This is a genomic window from Luteolibacter ambystomatis (assembly GCF_018137965.1).
In the GTDB taxonomy this organism is placed as follows: domain Bacteria; phylum Verrucomicrobiota; class Verrucomicrobiia; order Verrucomicrobiales; family Akkermansiaceae; genus Luteolibacter; species Luteolibacter ambystomatis.
This window is the reverse complement of sequence record NZ_CP073100.1, coordinates 2,439,822-2,461,049: the sequence shown is the minus strand read 5'-3', so window position 1 is coordinate 2,461,049 and position 21,228 is coordinate 2,439,822. Positions and strand designations below refer to the sequence as shown.

The window sequence follows — 21,228 nt, the reverse complement described above, 5'->3', positions numbered from 1 at the left end:
CGGGGCGATTCATCCACGGATGTAAGCGCGTCATTTCTCCCCTTGATTCCGATCATATGAAGTCCCCGATCTTCCGCCGCATCTGCCGTGCCGCGTTTGTCTCCTCCCTCGCATGGGCGGTTTCCGGTGCGGCGATGGCCGCCACCACTCCTCCCGTGCTGGAGCGCGTGCAGGCGCTGCCGCTGAGCCCGAAGGACGTGCGCATGAAGCTCGTGGAGATCGGCGGCGAGTTCTACGGCACCAGCCCGCTCGGAGGCGCGTACGATCTCGGCACCTTCTACAAGCTGACGAAGACCGGCACCCTCACCGTGCTCGTCAATTTCAACGGCACCAATGGCGCCGCGCCAAAGGGCGAACTGACCCTCGGCACGAATGGCGAGCTCTACGGCACCACCGAGTCCGGCGGCGCGAACGGGAAGGGGACCGTCTTCCGCGTCAGCACCGCGGGCGTGCTCACCACCCTCGCCAGCTTCTCCGGCGGCGTGAATGGCAGCGCGCCGAATGGCGGAGTCACCCTCGCCTCGGACGGGAATTTCTACGGCAATACCTCCACCGGCGGCACTGCGAACCGGGGCACCATTTTCCAACTGACGCCCGGCGGCACGCTCACCACCATCGCCTCCTTCGATAGCACGAAGGGCAGCACCAACCCCACCGGCAGGATGGTGGCGGATGCGAACGGCCTCCTCTACGGCGTCTGCACGGGCTCGGACGCGTTCATGGACGACTACGGCTCCATCTACACCGTCACCACCACCGGCACGCTGAACCTGCTGGTCAAATTCAATGTCGGGAACGGCATGAAGCCGAAGAGCGGACTGATCCCGGATGGCGCGGGCAATTTCCTCGGCACCACCTGGGAGGGCGGCCAATCCGGCATCGGCTGCGTTTACCGTCTCACCCCGGCCGGTGCGATCACGGTGCTGGGCAGCTTCGATGGGAGCAACGGCCGCGGCCCGGCCTGTGAGCTCACCCTGGGAGAAGACGGAAACTACTACGGCACCTCCTACCGGGATGGCAGCGGGGGTCTTATCAATGGCGGCACCATCTTCCGCGTGGCTCCGGCCGGTGGCATCACCCGCATGGCCACCTTCGGCACCGCCGGCCCCGGCAATGGCGGAAATCCCATGGGCGGCGTGGTTCTCGCATCGGACGGCCTCTTCTACGGCATCACTAGTAATGGCGGACACCCCCCGGGTGACAACTATTCGACCAACGGCGTCTTTTTCCGCATGGATCTGGCGGGGAATCTCACGACGCTCGCCACCTTCACCGACTTCGCCGGGAAGACCCCCATGGCGGGCCTCGTCCTCGCCTCGGACGGGAACTTCTACGGCTCTGCCTCGGAGGGCGGTGGCTATGGCTACGGCGCGTTCTTCCGCATGACTCCCCAGGGCGTCCTCAGCACGGTGGCGAGCTGCGGCTACTACCCCGGCACCCCCTCCTTCGGTGCCTTCCCGAAGGCCGCGCTCACCGCAAGCTCCTCCCCCATCATCCCCTTCCTTTTCAGCACCACCACCTACGGGCCGTTCTCCGCGGGGTCCAATGGCTCCGTGGTCAAGATCAACCCCGCCACCAATGCGGTCACCCTCGACGGCGCGCTCAATGTCGGCGCCACCTTCGCCATCGGCGCGCAGACCGTCGGCCCCGTCGTTGCTCTCAGCAGCACCTCTTACGGCATGACTTCCATGGGTGGCAGCGGCGGCCTCGGCACCTTCTACCGGTCGTCCGGCGGCACCATCACCACGCTCGCGAATTTCAGCAGTTCCACTGGAAACACCCCGCTCGGCGGACCCACCTCCGTGGGTGGCACCACCTTCTACGCCTCCAATTCCGCGGGCGGCACCGGCGGGAAGGGCACCATCTTCAAGATCAACGGCACCAGCGGCACGCTCGAAACGCTGGTGAACTTCGATGGCACCAATGGCGGCACCCCCGTGGGCGAGCTCCTGCTCCAGGGCAATATCCTCACCGGCACCTTCTACGGTGTCACCCGTACCGGCGGCACCGCGGACAAGGGCACCGTCTTCAAGATGACTCCCGCCGGCGCGCTCACCACCCTCGCCAGCTTCACCGGCGCGAATGGCAGCACCCCGCAGGCGGGCCTCGCCTTTGGAGCGGATGGCAATTTCTACGGCACCACGGAAAAGGGCGGCACCTACGATCTCGGCACCCTCTACCGCATCACCCCGGAGGGCGTGCTCACCACCGTGGTGAGCTTTGATGGCACCAATGGCAGCTACCCGTGGAGCCGCCTCATCTCCGCACCCGGCGGCTACCTCTACGGCACCACCAGCAGCGGCGGACTCTCCGCGGACGGGCAGTCCGGCGGCGGCGGCCAGATCTTCCGCCTCCGCGTCTATCCGGATGTCCTCACCGGCATCGCCGATCCCGTTTCCTTCAATTCCGCGCTGCTTCACGGCACCGCCACCCCCATCGAGCAAAGCGCCGTCGTGTCCTTCGAATACGGCACGGACTCCACCCTCGCCACCTCCACCGCCCTCGCCGCGAACATCCCCGGCGGCTCCGGAAATGGCTTCATGGGCGTGGCCAGCCCGCTCGCGCCGCTCACCACCTACTACTACCGCGCCCTCACCACCCTGGCGGACGGCGTGACGAAGGTGAGGGGCGACATCCAGTCCTTCACCACGCTGGCAGCACCGCCGGACATCGCCGTGGATGCCGGCGGACAAACCAATCTCGCCTCGGACGGCGCGGCTCTCGTCCTCGCGAACACCGCCGTGGGCCAGACCCGTGATTTCGAGATCACCGTCCGCACCAGCGTCGCCACCAGCACGCTGTCCGGCCTCTCCGCCTCCATCACGGAGCAGGACAGCCCCTTCACCATCGTCCAGCAGCCCGCCGCCAGCGTCGCCTTTGGAAGTACGACTACTCTCGTAGTTCGCTTCTCTCCCGTCGCCTTGGGCGGCTCCACCGCCACCATCACCATCGCCAGTGATGACGCGGACGAGAATCCCTTCACCCTCCACCTCCGCGCCTGGGGCGGGGACATGCTCAGCCCCGTCATCGATCCCGCCAATCCCGCGCCGGTCGAGTGGGACGGCTTCATCGCCACCGGCATCACCCTTTCCGGCACCACCCTCACCGCGCCGCCGCACCGCGGCACCGAGTATGTCCTCGTCAGCAATCCCGGCAGCGCCGCCGTGGAAGGCACCTTCAACGGCCTGCCGGAAGGCTCGCTCGTCACCATCGCCTACGGTGGCAACAACTACCGCTTCCTCCTCAGCTACCAGGGCGGGGATGGCAATGACATCGTGCTCAGCTACTGGCCGGAGACCGGCATCGATCCCAGCGACAGCCCCGAGGCCTTCCTCTTCGCCGCGCTCGACAGCAACCGCGATGACAAGCTCGCCCGCGCCGAGTGGCTGGGCATCTACGCCAAGCTGCCGAAGAAGGAGACCATCTTCGACGTGATCGACTCCAACCGCGATGGCTTCCTCACCCTCGCCGAGTTCACCGCCGGAGCCACCAACCGCACCGCCTCCCGCACCATCTCCACCGCCGTGAACCGCACCGCCGTCTTCATGGAAGTGGACACCAGCTACGACAACATCGTCAGCCGCGCCGAGATCGCCTTCATGTGGAAGCCCGGCACCGCCGCCAAAACCATCGATGCCTACTGGACCCGCGCGCAGGGTGGGGATGGCATGGACTTCTGGGACTGGCTGTGGGCGCAGACGCTGCCCAGCTTCACCACCTACGATCAGGCTGGTACCATGCGTGTCCAGCGCCGCGGCGTCGCCGGTCAGTTGGACGCGGACACCAGCGGCACCATCACCTTCGCCGAGTTCAGCCACCTCTACAAGGCCGGCACCAAGACCGCGACGATCGACACCGCCTGGCGCGCCGCCAATGCCACCCCGCGCGGCACCGCCTCCCCCGCGTCCATGACGATCGACGCCTTCGTCGAAGCCCCGAAGCTGCCGAAGCTCATGGTGTTCTAATGTAGGGGGAAGCTCCAGCTTTCCCTCTTCCGAGGATGGACATCGCTTGTCCTCTGACGATCCCCCATCATCGAGCCGCCTCCTCGATCGAAAGCGGAGCTTTCGACTACATTGCCACACTACATCGGCTCCCACTCCACGGGCCGGTGCAGGTACTCTCCTGCCGGCAGCTTCGCCTTGATGGGATTCTCCGCAATGTAACCGGCCAACCGATCCAACTGCCGGCGGTTCCGCACGATGTGATCGAAGCTCTCCCGCTGCCACAGCGCGCCGCGTCTGCCGGCTCGCTCATTGATCGCACGGGCCGTGAAACTCTTCCACGACTGGAGAATCGCGCCGATCCGTTGCTCCGCTCCGGGCATCACGAGCAGATGCACATGGTTCGGCATGATCACATAGTCGCCGAGGACGTACCGCTCCCCATGGAAATGCTCCAGCGCATCGGCCACGATCCTCGCATGCTCCGGCTGGCGGAGCACGCAGGACCCCATGCCGCGGTCCATCTCATCCTCCACGGCCCGCCCGAAGCGGCGTGAATATTCGCGCCGGTGATCCGGGGAAAGGCGCTCGAACCAGCCATCGCGATCCGGAGCCTCGCCGCGCACCGCGAGCCATTCCGCGCGTTCGCGGTGCCAGCGTTCCAGAGCCGCGGCGGGAATCGAGTCGTGCAAGCGGAAGGTGACGAAGTGGACCGCACCTTCCTGGCTCCAGTGCGGCAGCGCCCCGTGGGTCCTTTCCACGTTCCTTTCCGGGTCCAGGGGACGGAAGCGCAGCATGCTGTTAGATGCCCGTCCCGGTGGAATGTCCGCAAGTACAATGTAGGGGGAAGCTCTGCTTTCCCTCTTCCGGGGATGGACGCCACCCGCCTTCCAACTTCCATCCACCACTCAACCTCCCCCCAATCGAAAGCAGAGCTTTCGACTACATTGCGCTCCGCATTCCAATGTAGGGGGAAGCTCCAGCTTTCCCTCTTCCGGGGATGGACGCCACCCGCCCTCCGGCTTCGCCCACCACTCCACCCGCCCCCATATCGAAAGCGGAGCTTTCGACTACATTGGGGTCACCCGTCCTCCGGCTCCACCCACCACTCCACCTCCTCCCAAATCGAAAGCAGAGCTTTCGACTACATTCGCCCCATCACCTCACCTCCCGAAAATCTCCCTCAGCGATGGCCGCGGCGGCGTTGTGAACGTGCGTGCCTCGCTCACCTGCGGCACCGGATTCTCCGCATTCACCGTCACCACGCGCACCCAGTACGTGCGTCCCGGCAGCAAGCGCGTGGCCGTGGCGGCGATCGCGCTTTCCCCCTGGCCCGCCGTCACCACGCCGGCCTTCACCGTCACCGGACGACGGAACTCAGGATCGAGACTCAACTGGAAGCCCACGGTCGTATCCGTGCCCGCGGGATCGACCGTGCCATGCAGCGTGGCTCCGTTCCACACGATGCCGGTGGCGTCACCGATCGTGGCGGACGCACCCAGGCGATAGCGGAAGAAATCCCCCGTGGAACCCGGCAGCCCGTCCGTCACCGTGCGCAGCCCGTAGAGATGGCCGTCCGTGCCCTGCAGCAGACCGCTGGAAAACGTCCGGTCCGCGTCCGTGAACTCATCCAGCACGCTCCAACCGCCGTCCGGCGTGATCCGGAAGAGCACGCAGGAATAGTCGGAAGCGCGCGTGCCCACCCCGTAGAAATTCCCATCCGCCGCCATCAGCGGGCTGCCCGCCGGGGCGTAGTCGTCCGGGAAGGGATCGAGGATCGGCACCAGCGCGCCCTTTGCCTCCAGCCGGTAGAGACTGCTGTTTCCGGAGACATTGCGCGCGTAGGTGTAGTAGCTGCCGCGCGGACCGGGCGTGAACTCGTTGATGCGTCTCATCGAGGGCCCGGTGAGGCTGTAGGGGAAGGTCGCGAAGGTGGTCGTGGCACCGTTGCGGCCCACCCGCATGATGCTGCCCGGATCCTCCGTATACCAGCTGAGCCAGCCGTAGCCGCCCACCAGCAGCGAGCCGTCCCGCAGCGGCGTGAGGTGGGTGTTGTAGGTTTCCTGGAGCCATGAGTTGGGAACCAACGAGATCCCCCCGCGCGGACTCAGCTTGAGAATGACGGGATTGTCTCCGTAGGGCTGGGAGTTGTAGCCGTATCCGGCCGCATAGAAATTCCCATCCGCGCCCTGCACCGGGGCGAAGGCCCCGTAATAGCTCTTCTGGGAAAAAGCCGCCAGCGCCGTGAGCGTGCCATCCGGAGTCACCCGGTAGAACGTGCCCGAGGGAAACGTGCCCGGGACGAAGGGAACCTGTCCTCCCCGGTAGCTCGTAGTCCCATAGTAGTTCCCATCCCGGCCCAGCGTGACATTGCCCGCGCTCTGGCTGCCACTACGCGCATCGTAGCTGGCGATGAACGACGCGCCGCCGTCCGGCTGGAGGCGCAGCACGCCGCCGGTCCCGCCCGTGCCACCGGCATCCACCGCGGTGACAAAGCGGCCGTCCTTCTCCATCAGCAGCGGATTGGCCGCCCGCCCGGGGAAGTCTGCTCCGAAGGAGCGCAGCACAGTGAACGTGCCCGCCGTCGAGATCTTGTAGGCCAGCGGCATGAAGGTTTCATGCGTGGCGTAGGGGTCCTCCATCGTCGCCCAGGTGGTGCCATAGAGCTGGCCATCCGGTCCCAGGGCCAGCCCGTTGCTGGGCTGGTAGCCCCGGCCATCGTCCGGCTGGAAGGTGTGGAGCAGCGTGTAGGTGCCGGTGGGGGAGAAGCGGAAGACCGTGCCCGCGCTGCCGGGGTAGCCGGTGCCAGCAGTCGTGCCGTAGAAGTTCCCGTCCGGTGCCAGCAGCAGCTCGGAGCGCGCGCCCTGGCCCGTGCCCGCGAAGGCGGCGATCACGCTCACCTCGCCGCCCGTCGTCAGGCGGATCAGCGCCCCATCGTAGTTATCCGGGCCGCTGATGGCGTAGAAGGCACCGTCCGGGCCCAGCGTGGGCGTCACCGTCGGCACCGGTCCGCCGGACAGCGCCGCCTCCAGATAGGCGAGGGGGGTGAAGGTCCCGTCCGTGGTGATCCGGAAGAACGTGTGCCGGGCCGGCGAACCGGCGGTCAGGCAGAAGCCGTAGAAAGCGCCATCCGGTCCCGCCACCAGTCCGGTCTGATACTGGCCGTACTGCTCCGCATCGAAGGAATGGATCATCTCCGGCGCACCGCCGGGAGCGATGCGGTAGATCCCGCCGAAGCCGGGCAAGCTGACTGTGCTGCCATTGCCACCCGAGTACGCCTTTCCATAGAGGTTTCCGGAAGCATCCGCCACCAGCCTGCCATTCGGGGCACCCGGGGCGGACGCACTGCGGTGGAAAACGGCGGTGGCGGGGGAGAAGCCGTCCTGGAGGCTGTAGCGGAAGAGCACGCCATCGCTGCTGCCCATCGTGTAGTAGGAGGTCCCGTAGATCGTGCCATCCGGCGCGAGGAAGGCACGGGCGTCCGGGTTCATCGGCGAGATCTCCTCCCGGATGTCCCCGCAGCTCCCCACCACGCTCATCACCCCGGCCGGAGTCATGCGGAAGACCGTGCCGTAGCCGTGGTCCCCGCCGCTACGAGAGATGCCGTAGAAATTCCCATCCGCCGCCAGCACCAGCGCACCGTCCGGCGCGGACGGGCGGGCGGTGAATTCACGGAGCTTCTGGAAAACCGGCGCGGCGTGGAGCGCCGTCGTGGCGGTCGCGGCGAGGAGGAAAAGGAACGGGCGGAACATGGGCGGGTGATCGCGGGGTGCGCGCGCCGGATATGGAGATGAATGACCGGTGGAGGAAGTACCAACTCTTCTCATCAACAGCGGATTGCAAAACGCTCCTGATCGCAATCGGATGAAGCGGGATGCCGATGGCCTCTGATGTGGAGTGCGGCGAGGCATCGCCGCTTTCGGCACAGGAGAGAAATCGACGGATACTGCGGCACAGCCGCGTGGAAAATGCTTGAACCAATGGGGAGGTGATTCTGGAACGCTGGAGCCGATCCTTGGACCCGGGGGACCTTTCCGGCGATATCCCGCCTCCGCTCAAAGCGGCGATGCCTCGCCGCACTCCAAATCCAGAGCGCCCTTTGGATGCTTCCCATCCAAAGCAAAATGAATGTCGATTCGACCTGACATCCCATGCCCCTGCCGGGGCAAGGAAAGCAAACCGCCCGGGCGCTCAAAAGGATGTGTGTGAGGCTCAGGGCCATCCGCCTCAAAAAACCACGGCCTTCCCTTTTTACAGGATTTTTACGAAGCTGTTGCGTGGCGTTCACCCATCCGGGCGGAGGCCGTGTCAGGCTGAGTCCGTCATGAAAACAGTTACCTCCATCCAGCTTCCGGCCCTCCTGGCCCTCTTCTCCCTCACGCTCGGCACCAGCGCCACCACCCGGGCCCAGCAGCCGGAACCGGTGCCGACGACACCGGAGCCGGTGGTATCGCTACCGGTGCCAACACCGGAGCCGCCGGCGCCAACGGTTATTCCCGTTCCTACCTCTCCTCCCGCCCCGCGCGCTCCCGTCGAGATCGAACTGTCCGATCCCTTCACCAGGGGCTCCTCCCCCTCGGAGGTCCGCTCCGCCACTGCGGACCCCTCCGCCGAGCAGCTCGATGCCCAGGCGCGCATCCTCTTCGCCCGGAATGAAACCGAGAGTGCCATCGAGCTCCAGTACCGGGCCGTCGAGAAGGCGAGGCTCACCCTCGCCAAATGCACCGAGAACCTCGCCCGCTACCAGGGCAAGCCCGTCGATGGCGGCCCCATCGAAAAGAAGCTCCGCAGCATCATCATCCCCGCCATCAATTTCCAGGACACCTCGCTGGAAGAGGCCGTGGAGTTCCTCCGCCTGAAGTGCGCCGAGCTGGATGGCACGGAAAAGGACCCGGCCAAGAAGGGCGTGAACTTCGTGATCGGAAACATGAACAGCGATCCCTTCAGCTCCGGTGCGTCCGATGAGCAACCCCAGCTCACGGTCAAGAGCCTCGTGCTCAGGAACCTCTCCGCCGCCGATGTCCTCACGCACCTCGGCCGCACCACGGGCACCAGATACACCGTCGAGAGCGGCGCCGTGCTCATCTCCCGCTAAACCACCTCCGGCTCGCTCCACCGCTCCGCCTCCCCAGATGCGCGCCCCCAGCCCCGCCAAGACGCTGCTGCTGCTCTGGGGAATCGCGGCCGTGGTCCTCGCGGGCGGCCTCCTGCTCGCCCGCCAGGAGCGGCAGGTCCGCACCGAGCGGGACCGCACGCCGCTGCGGGCATTCGCCACCACCGCCCAGGGCCAGCTCCAGCGGCTGGAGGATCTCTATCAGGACCACCTCGTCCGCCTCGGCCGCGAGGTCGTCCCGGACCCGCAGCGGGCCGGGCGCATGGCGGATGAGATCACCGGCATCCTCCAGATCTCCCTGCTCCATCCCACCACCAGCGGCGTCCAGGACACCCACATTCCCGTCAATGCCTCTCCGGACGGGCCGGTGCCGCTGCCCGCCTTTGCCACCGCCCCCGGCCTCACCTCCGGCTCCCTCGTCCTCCTGGATGAATCCCGCCTCTTCAACCGGGACAGCGGCTGGGTCGATGAACCGGGAAAGCCGCTCCTCTTCCACGTCCGGCGCTCGTCCAGCGAGGTCGCCGTCATCGCCGTCTCGCGTTCCCTCGTCGCGGACTCCATCACCGGCTGGCTGCGCGCGTGGGCGGAGAAATCCTTCGCGCCCGTGCGCGTCACCGGCGGCCCGGACCAGCTCCGCGCGGAGGGCCGCGTGCTCGCCGGGGCGGGGGAGGCGGCCGCCGCGGACCCGCCCGATCTGCTCATGCCCCTGCGCAGCCGCTTCGGCTCCTACGATCTCGCCTCCTGGGATCTCCGCAGGACCCTCGTCCGCTATCATCCCGCCGCCCTCGCCGTCACCGCCACCCTCGCCATCGTCATCGGCGTGCTCGGCTTCATCGTCTTCCTCGCCCAGCGCCGCGCCCACGCCATCGCCGCCGCGCGCGTCTCCTTCGTCAACCGCGTCTCGCACGAACTGCGCACCCCGCTCACCAACATCCTCCTCAACATCGACCTCGCCACGGAACTCGCCGAGGACGACCCGCAGGAATCCACCCGCCGCCTCGATCTCGTCCGCCTCGAGGCCCGCCGTCTCGGCCGCCTCATCGAGAACGTCCTCACCTTCTCCCGCGCCGAGGATGGCAGGACCGAGGCCCGCATCACCACCACCGCCTGCGTCCCCGCGGACATCGTCACCGCCGTCATCGAGCAATTCCTCCCCGGCTTCCAGCGCGGCGGACTCACCATCGCGCGCACGGATGAAAACACCGCCGCGCCCTGCCTCTGCGATCCGGACGCCCTCGCCCAGATCCTCGGCAATCTCCTCTCCAATGTGGAGAAATACGCGCCGCACGGCACCGTCTCCATCGCCACCACCCACGCCGGAGGAGAGCTTTCCATCCGCGTCACCGATGAAGGGCCCGGCATCCCGCGCGAGGCTGCGGAGCGCATCTTCCATCCCTTCGAGCGCATCCACTCCCACATCCATGAAGGCGCCACCGGCACCGGCCTCGGCCTCGCCATCGCCCGTGACCTCGCCACCCGTCTCGGCGGCACCCTCGCCCTCCTGCCCACCGCCACCGGCCGCGGCTCCTGTTTCGAACTCCGCGTCCCCGCGCCGCCCGCTCCGTCTCCAGCCTCCGCGTCCTCCATCGCACCGCCCGCATGAAAATCCTCCTCGCCGATGACGATCCCGTCATGCTCGACACCCTCCGCCTCTGCGTCGTCACCGAGGGCTTCGACATCCTCATCGCCGCCGATGGCGAGGAAGCCTACGCCCTCTGGGAACGCCACCGCCCCGACCTCCTCTGCCTGGACATCATGATGCCAAAGCTGGACGGCTATGAAGTCTGCCGCCGCGTCCGCGCCATCGACCCGAAGGTGCCCATCCTCTTCCTCTCCGCGAAGAGCGAGGAGATCGATGTCGTCGTCGGCCTCCAGCTCGGTGCGGATGACTTCGTGCGCAAGCCCTTCGGCAAGCACGAGCTCATCGCCCGCATCCGCGCCGTCCTCCGGCGCGGGCAGGCCGTCGCCGGCCGCTCCGCCAGCTTCACCATGGACGACCTCACCGTCTGGCCCGCCGAGCTCCGCGGCGAGCGTGGCGGCGTCTCCATGGATCTCTCCCCGCGCGAGGCCTCCATCCTCGCCGTGCTCCACGAGCACGCCGGGCAGGTCGTCGACCGCGACACCCTCCTCAACAAATGCTGGGGCCTCGACTACTTCCCCGAGTCCCGCACGCTCGACCAGCACATCGCCAAGCTCCGCAAGCGCATCGAGACCGACCCCGCCCGCCCTCTCATCGAAACCGTCCGCGGCGTCGGCTACCGCTTCCGCCCGCTCTGAATGTAGGGGGAAGCTCCAGCTTTCCCTCTTCCGGTATCGGACACCACCCGCCTTCCAACTCTCCCCACCATCCCATCCGCCCCCCAATCGAAAGCAGAGCTTTCGACCACATTGCAGCTCCGCCAATGTAGGGGAAGCTCCAGCTTTCCTCTTCGGTATCGGACATCACCCGTCCTCCGACCATCGCTCCACCATCCCACCCGCCCCCCAAATCGAAAGCAGAGCTTTCGACCACATTGCCCTCTTCGGGATCGGACACCACCCGTACACCTCACCTCCCCACCTCAAACACCACGCTCGTCGTCCCGCCGCTGGTATAGGACGCGTCCGGCACCAGTGTGATCCCGCCGCTGAACGGCTTCGTCCCCGCGCGCACGCTGTACACCACCGTGTCCCTGTCCTCGCGGAAGGTCACGCGGCGGCGCGATTGCACCGGGCGGCCGTTCGTCACCTTCGTTTCGATGAAAGCCACCGTCAGCGGCTTGATCACCCCGCTGTAGCGGCGGAAGGTCACCTCCACGCCGGAGGGCACCGTGCGCGGCGCATCCAGCGAGACGAACGACGAGACATCCAGTAGTTGGATCGTTCCGATGCCCTGCGCCGGCGGCACGCCGAAGCCCACGCCGGGCAGCACCGTCATCGTCACCGTCTCCGGCAGTTCCACGATCGCATCGCCGAGCGGATTGAAAGGAATCGTCAGGCTGCTCTTGCGCGCCGGGATCGTGTGAAGGGTCGCCAGCTTCCGATAGTCCTTGCCACTCGTGGCCGTGCCGCCGATCTCCACCATCACCTTCTGCGGCTTTGTCAGATCGCCCGTGCGCGTCAGCACCCAGCCCGCCGGAGCGGCATCCCGGGCCCAGGTCTCCAGCACCGTGGGCAGAAGGGGGGAGATCGTCACCACCGGATCATTGTCCGCGATCGGCAGGGACGCCTTGCCCGGCGGCACGACTCCATAGATGTCGGAACCCTCCAGCATCACGCCAAAGGTCTCCGTGCCCTCGCCCAGCGCATCCTCCTGCGCCAGCACGGTGGCATACGCGGACAACTGCCCGGCGGGAATCACCAGGGACCGCGGCCCTGTCACCGGAGCCGCCACTCCCGCGAGAAACACATCGGAATACCCGGCCGTGCCGTTCAGATGGAAGGGCACCGCCAGTGGCTCCGCGGTCGGAAAATCCAGCTCCACCTTCAGCACCGCGCCCTCCGCGCCGCCCTCCGCCAAGGCCCCCGCCAGGGAGATCGCCACGTGCGGCCGGATGTCGGTCGCGTCCGCGTCCACCTCGAAGGCGGAGATGCCATACCCGTAGCCCAGATACGCCTCCAGGCTCCTGCCATTCCACACCAGCGCCGGCGGACCATCCACATGGGACAGGCGCGTCTCCGCGGACCATGCGGGCGAACTACTATCCGCCCAGTACTGGAAGCGTCCTCCGGATGTGATCCACATCCCGCCCGGAGAATCCACCACCAGCCCCGTCACCGGCTGGTCGGATACGGTGAACATCGTACCCGCCACGTAAGTGTCCGGGGCGGATGACGTATAGCGCGCCACCTTTCCCGCCGCCGTGCCCACCAGGAATCCACGGTGCGCCGCATCCGCTACCACCGCGCGCGCCGCCACGGACGGATCGGCCAGCTCCACCACCTGCGTCCTCAGATCCACCACGAAAAGCCCCGTCTCCCCGCCGCCGAAGACCGCTTCCAGATTCCCATCCCCATCCACATCCGCCACCGCCAGGCAGGTGAAGCCGCTCTTGGCCGTCGCCAGCTTGGCGCTCCGCCACTTCAATTTGCCCGGTGCCTTCGTGATCGTCAGGTAGCAGCCTTCCGGCTGGCCGCTCGGCTTCGGGTAATGGGGATCAACCGGGAAATCGCCCTCCAGGCTGCGGTTCACGGAGATGAACTCCTCCACGCCGTCTCCATCCACGTCCGCCATTTCCGTGCGGGTGTAGAGGTTCCCATCCACAGGCGATTCGCTCCCATAGACAAAGGTGAAGCTCTTGTCGGAAGCGTTGAACTTGTAAACCCGGATGGCCGAAATCACCTCTGTGTCCGAGCTTGTGACGATGATCTCCAGCCTGCCATCACCGTCCACATCCCGCAGCTTTACGTCCTCGATGCGCGTCCAGATCTGCTCGCTCACCGCGATCGGATGGCGCGTGAGTCCATCAATCACCACGATCGAGCCGCCCTGCTTTCCAGCCTTGCCCAGCGTGGACGCCGTCACGATATCCGCAAAGCCGTCGCCCGTCACATCCCCGATCACCGGCGGCAGGAACGGCCCGTCCAATTGGAAATTCCCCGCGCTGCCCGTGCCGATCTCCTCCAGCGTGTCCGTCCGCACGCACATGAAGCTCTTGGAAGTCCCCGACTCCGCCGTGGGATGCAGCGAACTCCACAGCAGCGCCCTGCTGCCATCGCCCGCGTCCGTCGGCACCACCGCCAGACCGGAAATGTCGGCACCCGTGGTCAATGGATACCGCCACTTCACCTCGCACCCCGTGGCATCCACGCGATAGACGGACAGCCCCGGCCCGGTGCTGCTCGTGACCACCAGTTCCCGGGCCGGATCGTCATCGATGTTTTCCACCAGCAGCTTCGTCATCGTGCCGCCCGGCATGTTTTGGCTCCACAGCGGGGAGGAGGGATGGCGCGCGTCCAGCGCCTCCAGTGCCGTCGTGCCATGCACCGGCCCCACCAGTTCATCGATCCCATCGCCATTCAGATCCACCACCGCGACCAGATCCCAGTGGCCCGGCTGCACCACCGCCGTCGTCTGGTGCGTCACCGTATCCACCACCTGCCCGGAGGGCATGATGATCTCCGGTGCCGCATCATCATCCACCTGGCCCACCACGAAGGTGCCGCCGGAAACATCCGCCGTGCTCCACAGCAGCGTCCCCGCCACATCATGCACCGTCAGCAGGCCCGTGCTGGAGGTAATGAACTCCGGCACGCCATCGCCCGTGAGATCCACCGCACGGAAGCAGGCGACCGGCCCCTGCGGGTGAAGCGCGTATGTCCTCACAATCACGCGCGTCCTCGCATCATAAACCGTCACCGTGCCATGCAGCGAGCACGTCAGGACCTCCGGAGTCTCATCCCCCGCGACCTGCGCCGCCTGAAAGCCGGTGAAATGTTCATACGGACCCGCTGCATACGGCGGCACCGCTCCTCCCTCCGCGGCGGACGGCGTGGTCACATGGCGCGTCTCCAACTGGTGCGTCTCCGGGTCCCAACCCATCACATACCAGAACTGCCCCAGGTTCGCTGCATCCGGGGCCGTGCCATTCGTCTCCAGCGTGGCGGAGACATGAATCTCCGGCCCATTCCCCGTATCCAGCGTGAACATCCCAGCTGCCCCCATCCGCCCGCGGAACTGCGTGAATCCCCACGTCGAATATCCCGAGTCGCTCACCGGCACCTCCCAGCGGGGAGGGGAGGCATGGACGGCCGTGAGGGTGGAAATGCTGGCCAGGGAGGAAAGCAGGATCGGTCGGAGCATGGCGGCAGCGCCTTCTAGCCTCCTCCCCGCCGATGACCAGCCGGATCATCCGCCCATGTAGGGGGAAGCTCCAGCTTTCCCTCTTCGGTATCGGACGCCATTCGCCTTCCAACTCTCCCCGGCGTGCTGTGAAGACGGCTGTGCAGGCGATGCCATCCCTTGGTCTGAAAAGCTTCGCCGGAAGCACGCGAGGCGGGAGCCTCGTGCTACTACGCCTTCCGCGTCTCCGGGCGGCCGTTTCCGTCCACCCTCTCAGGCTTTCGAGGAGCCGCCGGGATGGAGTTCTTCATAGACCGCTGCGACCGCCTGACTCATCCGCCAACTGCCAGCAAAGACCTGAGTCAACCGCGATATTTCGTCCCTAGTCAAGGTCAGGACTATGAGGATGAACAAGGCATGGGTTGTGGTGGCGAAATGCAGGCGGGTTATGGAATTGGGATCATTGATACGCTTCGCCAAAGACGGTAGTGCCTTGTCTGCGATCGCGGCGGTCTTTTCGAACCGATGGTCCACCTCCCGGATGGTGGAATCTCCGAGCGCTGTGAAGCATTTCAGCAGAAGGTCATATTCCGCCGACATCCAACCCAGCTGAATTCCGAAAACAGTCTTGGAAAGGAACGATAGCTTCGACACTTCCACTTTCTGCAAGATGGAAGCCGCCTTCGGATCCTTGTTCAAATAGATCGCGAGTGAATCACGATCCAGCGGCAGATCGTAGTCGCTGGCCTTCACCTTCTCCCTGTACTCCCGCGTCTTCTCCACGATCTTCTCCGTCAGCACCTCGAAGTCCGCGTCCGCGGTCTCCAGCAGCGCGCTGATTCGATTGAAGTGGCGGCGCAGATCCTTCGGCACCTCGATCTCCGCCTTGTAGAGCAGCTTGTGGTTGATGGCGGCCCACGCGTGTTGCAGCGCGGTCCGGACCTGGATCTCGCACTTGATGCCGCCGAAGGCGCGGTACTCCGGCAGCGATTTCCGGTCCGTGTTCAGCTCCGCGATGAAATGCACCGATTGATAGCCGAACTGGTCCGTGTCCAGCAGCTTTCCCTTGTCCACCGAGTTCGCCTCGTCGATCAGGAAGTTTTCCCGGATGATCTCCGAGATCCGGTCGATGGCGGAGAGCTGATACGTGATGATGCGAAGGCCCACCAGGTCCGTGAGATCGGAGAGGGGATCGTGGTAGTCCTTGCCCTGTCGCTGGATTTTTTCCGTGAAGCTCTCCACCGTCTTCACCCGTCCCTCGATGGTCACGAACTCCACGCCGGAGGTCTCCAGCAACTGGCGGATCAATCCCCTGAGCGAGTCGCAGAAGGCTGCCATCACCGGCCGCTTTTTCTCGAAGGCCTTGATATGCCCCGCCACATCTCCGTCATTCATGATCCATTCATCCCATCCGGGCCGCAGCCGCGTAAAGGGCAAACCAAGCCCGTGATCCACGATCGCCAAAGCCCGGCGTGCCGGCATCCCGCGCGCCTGCCCGCGAACAGACGTTTTTCACGAAAAATCCTGTTGGACGGCCTTCCCGCGCCGCTGCGGATTTCCGCCCGTATCACCTTCAGTAGTACGAGGATTATTCACGTTCGTACTACCCGAAAAGGATGGCGCGGCCCCGGCCGGGATGTTCAGATAAACACATGTCCTCACCAGCCGAACTTGTCCCCGCAGCGCCCCGTTTCTCCTCCGCAACTCCGCTTCCCCATGTAGGGGGAAGCTCCAGCTTTCCCTCTTCGGGATCGGACGTCGTTTGTCCTCCGGCTCCCGCTTCTTCCATCGAACCGCCCCCTGTATCGAAAGCAGAGCTTTCGACTACATTGCTTCGCTTCCCCAATGTGGGGGGAAGCTCCAGCTTTCCCTCTTCCGGGTCGGACGTCGTTTGTCCTCCGGCTCCCGCTTCTTCCATCCAACCCTCCCCCGTATCGAAAGCAGAGCTTTCGACTACATTGCTTCGCTTCCCCAATGTAGGGGGAAGCTCCAGCTTTCCCTCTTCGGGATCGGACGTCGTTTGTCCTCCGGCTCCCGCTCCCTCCATCCAACCGCCCCGCGTATCGAAAGCAGAGCTTTCGACCAATCTCCGCGGCCTGCCGGATGGCACCGCCCTTACTTCCCTCCACGCTTCCCTGACCTGGGGGCCGGGGCCGGAGATTCCTTCGATTTCGCGGCGGCTTTCCCGGCGGGCTTTGCAGCCGGTTTCGGTGCCGCGGCCTTCGGTTTCTGCGCCGGCTTCTGCTTCGCCAGATACTCCGCCAGCGCTTCCCTGAAGAGCGCCAGCCGGTCCCGGCCCTCCGCCACCGCGCGGGCCTCCACCTGGGCCAGCAACTCCTCGTCCAGGGTCACTGAGATCCGTTCGATTCCTTTCCTGCGTTGGCCGGGCATGCAGGTGTCATACACCCGCACACGGAATAAGCAATTTGTTTGTTGACGGTGTCTGACACCCGTGCGAAGAAAGGTGTCAGACACCCGGCGCGGAAACCACCCTTGACATTCGCGTTCGAAAGCGGACCCCGGCTTGAAATGAAGCCGCACCTCTCCGCCACCAACCCCTCTTCTCTCCTCTGATCACCGATCACCGATCACTTCCCACTTCCTCCCCAATGAAAACCGTCACCATGACCGTCCCCACCGGCATGGAGCAGGCCCTCCGCGAGCTTGCCCGTGCCCAGGGCGGCCGCTCCGTCTCCTCCATCGTCCGCGAGGCCCTCGCCGGCTACCTCGCCGCCCCGCGCCCCGCGGACGGGGCGGCTGCCACGCCCGCCGTGGAACCATCCGCCCCTGCCTCGAATCCCGCACGCCCATGACCACGCTCACCCTCCGCTCCCTCCGCGAGCAGCTCCGCAGCCTGGAAACGCTCGCCACGGATCTCGCCACCGCCGGGCGGCCCCAGCACGCGCTGCTCGCCCGCGCCCGTGCCGCCGAGCTCCGCCGCATCCTGCCGGAACTCTCCTCCGCCCTCGATGTCATTTCGGAGCTCCGCGACTCCATCGCAAACGGCGACTACGACGCCGCCTACGACCGCGCCGAGGGCTTCCTGGAGCTCCACCAGATCGCCTGCGGCGACACCGCCCGCGACCTCTACCGCGAATCCATCGAGCGCGACCTCGCCGAAACTACGGCATCCACCGTAGCCGCGTGAACGCGGGCCACGGCTCAAGTTCCAAATCTCAAATCTGAGATCTCAAATTCCGAATTTCAGATTCCGCAATCCACACCCCCGAAATCCCATGGCAGGAGACTGGATGAAAATCGAAACCACCACCCCGGACAAACCCGAGGTCGTGAAAATCGCCGCCCTCCTCGGCATCGACCAGGACGCCGTCACCGGCAAGCTCCTGCGCATCTGGGCCTGGGCGGACGCCAACTGCATCGACGGCCACGCCGTCGACATCACCCCCGCCTTCCTCGACCGCCTCACGCACTGCCCCGGCTTCACCCGCGCCATGATCGCCGTCGGCTGGCTGCACCACGATGAGGAACACGGCCTCACTTTCCCCAACTTCCGCCGCCACAACGGCACCACCGCCAAGGCCCGTGCGGAAACCAACCGCCGCATGACCAAGCTGCGCGCTGTCCGGTACAATAGTGACGCCGATGTGACGGAAAATGCGTCACTAAAACCGTCACCAGAGAAGAGAAGAGAAGAGAAGAAGACTGCGGCAGCGGCGGCAGCGACGAACCGCCCCAGGGCGATCCCGTCACCTACGGGACCTCCCGTAGTCCGGAACCATCACCGCCCGCTCCCGCGGACATCCTCCGCTACGGCCGCAGCCTGCCCATGGCCTTCCCACCGGAAGCCGCCACCGCCTTCCACGATACCATGCTGGCCACCGGCTGGACCTCGAAGCACGGCCACCCCATCCGCGACTGGCGCGCCGCCTTCCGCCGCTACCTCTCCGTCTGGAACCAGCGCGAACAACAATCCCCGCCAAAGCCACAGGGCAGGGGAGATCCCCGCATCCGCCACCCCGCACCCGCCACCATCCTCGAACCCATGGAATGGGAGAAAGTGCCGGGTCATCAGTGAGCAGTGATCAGAGAAGAATCCTCACTTTCCGCATCAACACCCAATCGTTGCCATCATCTACCATGAATCCAGTACATCATCCACACCCATCCGCCCCTTCTTCCACTGGTCACTTCTGCCCCCACTGCCACACCGCGCTGGATCTTCCCGCCAGCCCCTTCCTGCAAAACATCACCCCCGCCTGCGATCCCTGCGCCGCGCGGCTCAATGAAGCCCTCGCCATCGGGCAAGCCGCCGCCGCCTGGACCACGCTCCTCCACACCCGCATGCCCGCCGGCTACCGCACCGCCTTCCCGGAGCGCGTCCCCGCCGCCTACGCCGCCGCCCTTCACTGGACCCCCACCGGCGCGCATCCCGGCGGCATCGGCCTCATCGGCCGCAGCGGCCTCGGCAAAAGCTGCGCCATCGCCTGCCTCCTGCGCGCCCTGCGCATGCCCTTCCTCTGGTGGAGCGGCACCGGGGCCCGCGATGCCCACCTCGAATCCGTCACCGCGGACCGCGATCGCCCCGGTGCCCGCCGCCGCTGGGAACACGGTGGCAGCGTGCCCATCCTCATCCTCGATGACATCAGCCAGGGAAAGATGACCGAAAGCTGGTCCTCCGCCCTCTTCGGCCTCCTCGAGTCCCGCGTCTCCGCCGGCCTCCCCACCTTCTGGACCTGCCAGACCGATCTCCCCGCCCTCCGCGCCAAGATCCACCGCCAGAACGAGGGTGACATGCCCCAGGCCCAGGCCATCACCCGCCGCCTCGCCCACCACACGCTGCTACTACGATCTTAGTATCCGTCTTCGTGCGTAGTTCCTCCTTCAGGAGGGCGGGGTGGAGCTGCGACGCGCGAGACGCCCTCCTGAAGGAGGAACTACGAACTCCCGCGCACGCACCTCCACTCTTCTCCCATCTATCCATCATTCGCCATCATGAAATCCCAGCTCTACCTCCCGCTCCACCCCCTCTACCTCCGCATCCGTGTCGCCGGCCGCATCATCGCGCCGGACCCGGACCTGCACCACCTTCAGGAAGTCAATGGCGTCTGGTGCGTCCGCGCCAGCATCGACCGCGGCCCGAAGCTCGTCGCCGAGCGCGTGAAGGAATCGCTCGGCGGCTGTCCGCTCCCCGTCCACCCGGACCATCAGGTCGAGATGGCGAAGTGGGTGCGGGACAAATGCCTCTCCTTCGCCACCAAGTGCGGCGTCACCTTCTCCCCCGGCACCCGCCTCCCGAACGTCGCCGCCTACCAGAAGCGGCGGAAGAAGTAGCATTGTTTCCGCCGGTTGTTCGACGGTTTGCTCAACCGGATGTTCGAACTGGGCTGTCTCGACCTCGACAAGGGGTTCATCGACGCCACCTTCGCCGCTGCCAAAGGCGGAGGTCAGACCGTCGGGCTGACCCGCAAGGGGAAGGGCACGAAAATCCAGATGGCCACGGATGCACAAGGCATTCCGCTGGCCGTCTCGATCGGGTCGGCGGGAGTGGGAGAGCCGCAGATGGTGCGGCAACCCCTGGAGTTCATCGCCGGACTCCCGGAATATAGCAGGAATACCAAGAAACCCAGCAAGGATGCCACCGCCATGCGGCAAGCATCAATGGGAGCGCGTGACCCCGCTTGCCTCATCTTCAGGGACCCATCGCTCCCGGCAGAGCAAGGCGATTTTATAACGAAACCGTCCATCACCCCAAATGGCCGATGTGCGGCCGACTCCCGGGGCCTCTTCTTGAACCGAAGAGAAATGCGACCTCCAAGATTTGGATCGGCAATCGAAGGGGCCCGGCTAGACATCCCAAGAGAGATCTCAAAATCGGCCATCAAAGATCAAAAGAAGTGACATGGAGCAACGTGCCTTTGGCACTCACGAAGATGACGAATATCCTTGCCAAAGGATTCACTATTTTGAGGATGCAAAATGTTCCGAATCATTTTGCTGAATGAGCTTGATCTCCATAATCGCCAGTTGCATTTTGCAATGCCGCTCGGCACGGAGGCCCTTCTCATCCTGTCGTCTTGTTCTGATTGCAGCTCTGCTGGTTTCCCCCCTCGCCCCTGCCGGACCGCTATGGGAAGAAACAGTCCTGTCATCCGGCTCGCTTGATGCGAATGGAGGCCACCGCCAGCGATTCGAACCCGGGACACTCGTCGGCTCGCCCGAATTTGCCTTTCCGATTTATCTCGAGCATGGGTTCCGCGCTGAAGATCCCGTCAGCGAATACAAAGTCCCTCAACTTCAAACCCATGCCGCACCGGAAGGCCGGGAATGCGGAGGGAAACGCCCCTCAACAACCTCGGCACATCCTCAATTCCTGCTGGAGGATGAATTTCATACATGCAATGAACACCCCAAAGACTCATCCGTGATTTTGCGGACGAACCCAAAATAAA

17 protein-coding genes are annotated in these 21,228 nt (G+C 65.4%); 11 read left to right on the top strand and 6 right to left on the bottom strand.

Features of this window, described 5'->3' with window-relative positions:
• The first annotated feature begins 56 nt into the window (after positions 1–56).
• Positions 57–3,965 carry a choice-of-anchor tandem repeat GloVer-containing protein gene (locus KBB96_RS09425; RefSeq protein WP_211634443.1) on the top strand — a complete coding sequence of 1,303 codons (3,909 nt, stop codon included), beginning with the start codon at positions 57–59 and terminating at the stop codon, positions 3,963–3,965.
• A 119-nt stretch (positions 3,966–4,084) separates the two neighbouring features.
• Here the strand turns inward: KBB96_RS09425 and KBB96_RS09420 are convergent, their stop codons facing one another.
• Complete coding sequence (locus KBB96_RS09420) at positions 4,085–4,741, bottom strand: transposase (protein WP_211634442.1); 657 nt, start codon at positions 4,739–4,741, stop codon at positions 4,085–4,087.
• Between the two features lie 366 nt (positions 4,742–5,107).
• On the bottom strand, positions 5,108–7,696 hold the full coding sequence (locus KBB96_RS09415) for a choice-of-anchor tandem repeat GloVer-containing protein (protein ID WP_211634441.1): 2,589 nt from the start codon (positions 7,694–7,696) through the stop codon (positions 5,108–5,110).
• Between the two features lie 572 nt (positions 7,697–8,268).
• Here KBB96_RS09415 and KBB96_RS09410 point away from each other — a divergent pair.
• From KBB96_RS09410 to KBB96_RS09400, 3 genes are read left to right on the top strand one after another with little or no spacing between them, the layout of a single operon-like run.
• Entirely contained in the window at positions 8,269–9,039 is a 771-nt protein-coding gene (locus tag KBB96_RS09410) for a hypothetical protein (RefSeq protein ID WP_211634440.1), read from the top strand.
• Between the two features lie 37 nt (positions 9,040–9,076).
• Positions 9,077–10,660, top strand: a complete 1,584-nt coding sequence (locus KBB96_RS09405; protein WP_211634439.1) for a sensor histidine kinase — start codon at positions 9,077–9,079, stop codon at positions 10,658–10,660.
• Positions 10,657–11,334, top strand: a complete 678-nt coding sequence (locus KBB96_RS09400; RefSeq protein ID WP_211634438.1) for a response regulator transcription factor — start codon at positions 10,657–10,659, stop codon at positions 11,332–11,334. Before KBB96_RS09405 ends, KBB96_RS09400 begins: the two co-directional genes overlap by 4 nt.
• Before the next feature lie 271 nt (positions 11,335–11,605).
• On the opposite strand, the gene KBB96_RS09395 is transcribed toward KBB96_RS09400, so the two are convergent.
• From KBB96_RS09395 to KBB96_RS09385, 3 genes are all read right to left on the bottom strand, one after another.
• A complete protein-coding gene (locus KBB96_RS09395; RefSeq protein ID WP_211634437.1) occupies positions 11,606–14,839 on the bottom strand; it encodes an FG-GAP repeat domain-containing protein in 3,234 nt (1,077 codons plus the stop codon).
• A gap of 252 nt (positions 14,840–15,091) precedes the next feature.
• On the bottom strand, positions 15,092–16,213 hold the full coding sequence (locus KBB96_RS09390; protein ID WP_211634436.1) for a GTP pyrophosphokinase: 1,122 nt from the start codon (positions 16,211–16,213) through the stop codon (positions 15,092–15,094).
• A gap of 720 nt (positions 16,214–16,933) precedes the next feature.
• Positions 16,934–17,209 (bottom strand): CopG family ribbon-helix-helix protein, encoded by a 276-nt coding sequence (locus KBB96_RS09385; protein WP_211634435.1) that lies wholly within the window; start codon positions 17,207–17,209, stop codon positions 16,934–16,936.
• A gap of 218 nt (positions 17,210–17,427) precedes the next feature.
• Here KBB96_RS09385 and KBB96_RS09380 point away from each other — a divergent pair, with 218 nt between their 5' ends.
• Both KBB96_RS09380 and KBB96_RS09375 read left to right on the top strand, forming a co-directional pair.
• Complete coding sequence (locus KBB96_RS09380) at positions 17,428–17,631, top strand: ribbon-helix-helix protein, CopG family (RefSeq protein ID WP_211634434.1); 204 nt, start codon at positions 17,428–17,430, stop codon at positions 17,629–17,631.
• On the top strand, positions 17,628–17,966 hold the full coding sequence (locus KBB96_RS09375) for a hypothetical protein (RefSeq protein WP_211634433.1): 339 nt from the start codon (positions 17,628–17,630) through the stop codon (positions 17,964–17,966). Before KBB96_RS09380 ends, KBB96_RS09375 begins: the two co-directional genes overlap by 4 nt.
• Positions 17,967–17,994: 28 nt before the next feature.
• Here the strand turns inward: KBB96_RS09375 and KBB96_RS09370 are convergent, their stop codons facing one another.
• Complete coding sequence (locus tag KBB96_RS09370) at positions 17,995–18,309, bottom strand: hypothetical protein (protein ID WP_211634432.1); 315 nt, start codon at positions 18,307–18,309, stop codon at positions 17,995–17,997.
• Positions 18,310–18,605: 296 nt separating this feature from the next.
• Here KBB96_RS09370 and KBB96_RS09365 point away from each other — a divergent pair, with 296 nt between their 5' ends.
• The 5 genes from KBB96_RS09365 (at position 18,606) to KBB96_RS09345 (ending at position 21,227) form a co-directional block, all read left to right on the top strand.
• Positions 18,606–18,854, top strand: a complete 249-nt coding sequence (locus KBB96_RS09365) for a hypothetical protein (RefSeq protein ID WP_211634431.1) — start codon at positions 18,606–18,608, stop codon at positions 18,852–18,854.
• Between the two features lie 62 nt (positions 18,855–18,916).
• Entirely contained in the window at positions 18,917–19,633 is a 717-nt protein-coding gene (locus KBB96_RS09360) for a hypothetical protein (protein WP_211634430.1), read from the top strand.
• Positions 19,634–19,771: 138 nt separating this feature from the next.
• On the top strand, positions 19,772–20,110 hold the full coding sequence (locus tag KBB96_RS09355; RefSeq protein WP_211634429.1) for a hypothetical protein: 339 nt from the start codon (positions 19,772–19,774) through the stop codon (positions 20,108–20,110).
• A 15-nt stretch (positions 20,111–20,125) separates the two neighbouring features.
• Positions 20,126–20,677 (top strand): hypothetical protein, encoded by a 552-nt coding sequence (locus KBB96_RS09350; RefSeq protein ID WP_211634428.1) that lies wholly within the window; start codon positions 20,126–20,128, stop codon positions 20,675–20,677.
• A gap of 100 nt (positions 20,678–20,777) precedes the next feature.
• Positions 20,778–21,227, top strand: coding sequence for a hypothetical protein (locus tag KBB96_RS09345; RefSeq protein ID WP_211634427.1), 450 nt, complete (start codon positions 20,778–20,780; stop codon positions 21,225–21,227).
• Position 21,228 lies beyond the last annotated feature (1 nt).